The sequence below is a fragment of the Pelagibacterium lacus genome, assembly GCF_003345525.1.
Taxonomy (GTDB): domain Bacteria; phylum Pseudomonadota; class Alphaproteobacteria; order Rhizobiales; family Devosiaceae; genus Pelagibacterium; species Pelagibacterium lacus.
Genome location: NZ_QQNH01000052.1, coordinates 1 through 3,645, shown reverse-complemented (window position 1 = coordinate 3,645; position 3,645 = coordinate 1). Strand labels below are relative to the sequence as shown.

At 62.4% G+C, this 3,645-nt stretch carries 3 protein-coding genes; all 3 read left to right on the top strand.

Annotation, left to right across the window (positions count from 1 at the left end; genetic code table 11):
* The first annotated feature begins 84 nt into the window (after positions 1–84).
* On the top strand, positions 85–795 hold the full coding sequence (locus tag DVH29_RS15880; RefSeq protein ID WP_114647163.1) for a type IV secretion system DNA-binding domain-containing protein: 711 nt from the start codon (positions 85–87) through the stop codon (positions 793–795).
* 69 nt (positions 796–864) lie between these two features.
* Positions 865–3,456, top strand: a complete 2,592-nt coding sequence (mobF, locus tag DVH29_RS15875; RefSeq protein WP_114647162.1) for a MobF family relaxase — start codon at positions 865–867, stop codon at positions 3,454–3,456.
* The coding region (locus tag DVH29_RS16315) for a hypothetical protein (protein WP_147276148.1) at positions 3,446–3,645 on the top strand (200 nt) is incomplete at its 3' end. The genes mobF and DVH29_RS16315, both read left to right, overlap by 11 nt.

Sequence of the window (3,645 nt, the reverse complement as noted above, 5' to 3'; positions counted from 1 at the left end):
ATAGGTGGACGACTTTTAAGCCGCCCGCAGCAGGACAATCCAGCCGCTACCGTGGACTAATTTTGCACCGCCGTTCTCAGGCAGATGCGTCCGCTTGCCCAAAATTGGGTTGACGGCAAGCCGTTCTCGTTCATCGACTGGCTCGAAGACCGTCCGGGACAGCCGTCCGTTGTCATCGTGCAGCGCTCGGGAAAACACTCGGACCTTTCGGCCGGCTGGATCGGGGCCATTGTCGATGCTATCGCCGCGCACGCCAGCGACGAGCAGTTTCCCAATTCCCAACGTCGGCGCATTTTCCTGTGCCTCGATGAACTGGCTGCCCTCAAGCGCCTGCGTAGCCTGCCCGACCTTTTGGACGTCGGCCGAAACAAAGGCGTAGGTGTTATAGCGGCGCTTCAGGAGGTCGAGCAATTGCAGTCCATCTACGGTGCCGACACAGCAACCAGCCTGCTCAAACGCTTCCGCACCAAGATCGTCTGCCAGCAAAACCAGGATGCGGCAACCGACGAATTGACCAGGACGCTTATCGGCATGCGCACTGTTCGCATCGAACAGACTAGCGAAACCACCACCAAGGGCAAGGACGGTGTTTCAACCTCAATCGCCAGGACGAAACAGGAAAAGGAGGTTCCGGTCGTTCGTGGAGAGCGCCTCGCCTACGATCTCGGTGTTTTCGACAACAAGGTGCGGGCGCTGATCGTCGGTCTCGGCAACATTGTCGAAATCGATTGGCCAATGACCATCTGGCCAAAGCGCCATCGTCCCGACAAAGAGAGCAAATCGACACCCCAATAGCTTTGTTCCTGAAATGACCAGGGCAATCGTGCCGTAATTGAAGGGCCTCTCCAACGGAGGCCCTTTTTCATGGTCGCCAGCTTCGCTGTCATAAAATCCACTGGCTACTACACCCGCGAGGCGGCCGCTGCCGCCTATTATACGGCCGGCGAAGCCACGGGTACATGGCTGCGCGGGCATGAAGCGCTCGGCGTCGCGGCAGGACAAACCGTTAGCGCCGAAGACTTCGACCGCATCTGCGCGGGCATAGACGCCGCCGGCAACCTTCTGGTCAAGGGTGCTTCCCAACCCCGCATGCTGGGTGTCGACATTACTCTGTCCTCGCCCAAGTCGATCTCTTCGGATTTTGCCATCGGGGACGCCGAAACGCGCCGCGTGATAGCCGAAGCCGAACGCATTGCCATCGAGGCCACCCTGCGCCTGGTCGAGAGTGAAATTCCGCTCGCGCGGCGCGGTCACGGCGGCACGAAGCGCGAGCATGCCAAATTCGTGGTTGCCGTCTTCACCCACTCCGAATCTCGCCCCGAAGAACATGCCGATGGCACAGTCATGCCCTCGCCGCAGAGGCACCATCACGTCTGCTTTCCGTCCATCTGCCAACGTCCTGACGGGAGTTGGGGCGCGATCGATTCAGTCTTTTTGCGCAAATGGAAAAAGACCCTCGGCGCGATCTACAGATTGCAGCTCGCGACAGCCCTGCAAGAGCGTGGTTTTGCCATCGAGCGCGCCGACGACGACTGGCGGTGGGAAATCGCCGGGGTACCAGCAGAGGTCTGCAAATTTTTCAGTGCACGGCGCGCCAGCCTTGAGGAAGAACTGGCCGCAGCTGGCCTGACCTCGACGGCTGCTCCAGCCCTGGCGGCAGCCATCAATCTGGCCGAGCGCCGGCCCAAGATAGATTTGAGTAGCGAGGATCTGACGCGGCGCTGGCATCAGGCCGTGCGCGATCTCGGCTTCGAGCCTGAGGAGATCGTCGCCAACGTTCGCAATGCCGGCCGTGACGCCGAACTCGGCATGGAGGCTTGCGATTCGTCCCGGCGCGAACGCGTCGAGGCCATTCCGTACGATCTGACCGAACATTCGGCGACCTTTTCGCGCCGCGAGGTGATCGAGAAAACTGCCAACGCTTTGGTTGGCACCCTGGCCTCGATGCAGGACGCTCTCGCGGCAACCGATGGATTGGTTAAAGGTGGACAGGTCGTCGAGCTCGCCGAAACGCGCGACGGCCCCATCTATTCAACCCCGAGCATGGTGGCAGCCGAACGCGCGCTTGCCGAACTGGTCGTCCGCGCCACGGCCACACGTGTTGTCGGCCCCGCCAAACTAGTGGTCGACCGGCTTCTCGCCGAGGGCCGCCTCAATGCCGAACAGGAAAAGGTCGTCCGTGCCGCCACGGGGGGCACGGGCTTAACTCTGGTTCAGGGCGGCGCAGGCACCGGCAAGTCCACGACCCTCAATGCGGTGAGCTCCGCCTGGCAGGCGAAGGGCTACACCGTCCTCGGGGCCGCGATTGCGTGGCGCGCGGCCAACACTCTGGCGACCGATCTCGGGATCGAAGCTCGGGCCATCGATGCCTGGCTCTCGTCCCTCGAGCACGGCAATAAACCGTTCGACGCCAAGACCTGCCTCATTGTCGAGGAGGGCGGGCTCCAGGCCACGCGGCAGGCGCTGCGCTTGCTCCAGGCCGTCGAGCAGGCCGGTGCCATCACCATCATCGTCGGCGATGAGAACCAGCTCCAGCCGGTGGGCGCCGGTCACGCCATGCGGCTGATCCGCGAGACGGTCGGAGCAATCCAGATCGAAACCGTGGTGCGCCAGAAAGAGGCCTGGGCACGTAAAGCGCCGGGCGCGTTCGCGCGCGGCAAGGCGCGCCAGGCGCTTGATGCATTCGTCGAGCACGGTCAGTTCCATGTGCATGATGGGCCCCGCGCGACTGTCGAGGCCATCGCGGATCGCTGGCAGCAGATTGGGGACTCCTCCAGGGAGAACCTCACCCTCGTCGTGGCCAAGACCAACGCAGAGGTCCGTGCATTGTCGGCGGCCATCCGCAACCGGTTGCGGGATCATGACGCCATCGTCGGTCCCGATACCGCCCTCGAAGCGGCCGACGCTTCGGGAAACCGCCATACCCTGCGCCTCGCTGCTGGCGACCGAATCCGGTTCTTGCGCCGCAATGACGAACTCGACGTCGTCAATGGGACTCAAGCCCGCGTCCTCGAGATCGGCACCAAGCCCGATGGCACGCTCGAGATCGAGGCTGAGAAAGATGGAGAGCGGTTCACCTTCTCTCCCGCCGATGTCGCAGATGCAAGGGGCCGCGCCCGTCTGGCCCACGCGTATGCCTCGACAATTTTCCAAAGCCAAGGCATGACCGTCGACCATGCTCTGGTATTGGTGTCGGACCGCTTCGACCGACATGACACCTATGTCGCCAGCAGCAGGGCACGGGAAAAGACCGAGTTCTTTCTCGACGGCGCAACGCTCGACAAAGAACTTGAACAGTCCGGATTGCAGGCAGCCGAAGCTGACCGGGCTGAAGCCCGATTGGCCCATCTGGCAACCAAACTTGCACGTCGCAGCCTCAAGACCAACGCCCTCGATGTCATAGCAGAGAAGCAGCGCGTCGCCGCACAGCGTCGGGAGCTTGCCCATGAGCTCTAAACGCAAAGCAACGGGCAGCAAAGCCAATGGGAAATTCCCTGAGCTGCCGCGCACCGTGGAACGTTGCGAACGCTACCTTGATCGGATGGCTCTGGTCCTTGAGCGCGCCGGCGACAATGCGTCGGCCTTCCTGCCGATCGTGCGCCGCCTCGAACGCGAGCTTGCCGAGGCGAAAGCCGAGCAAGAAAT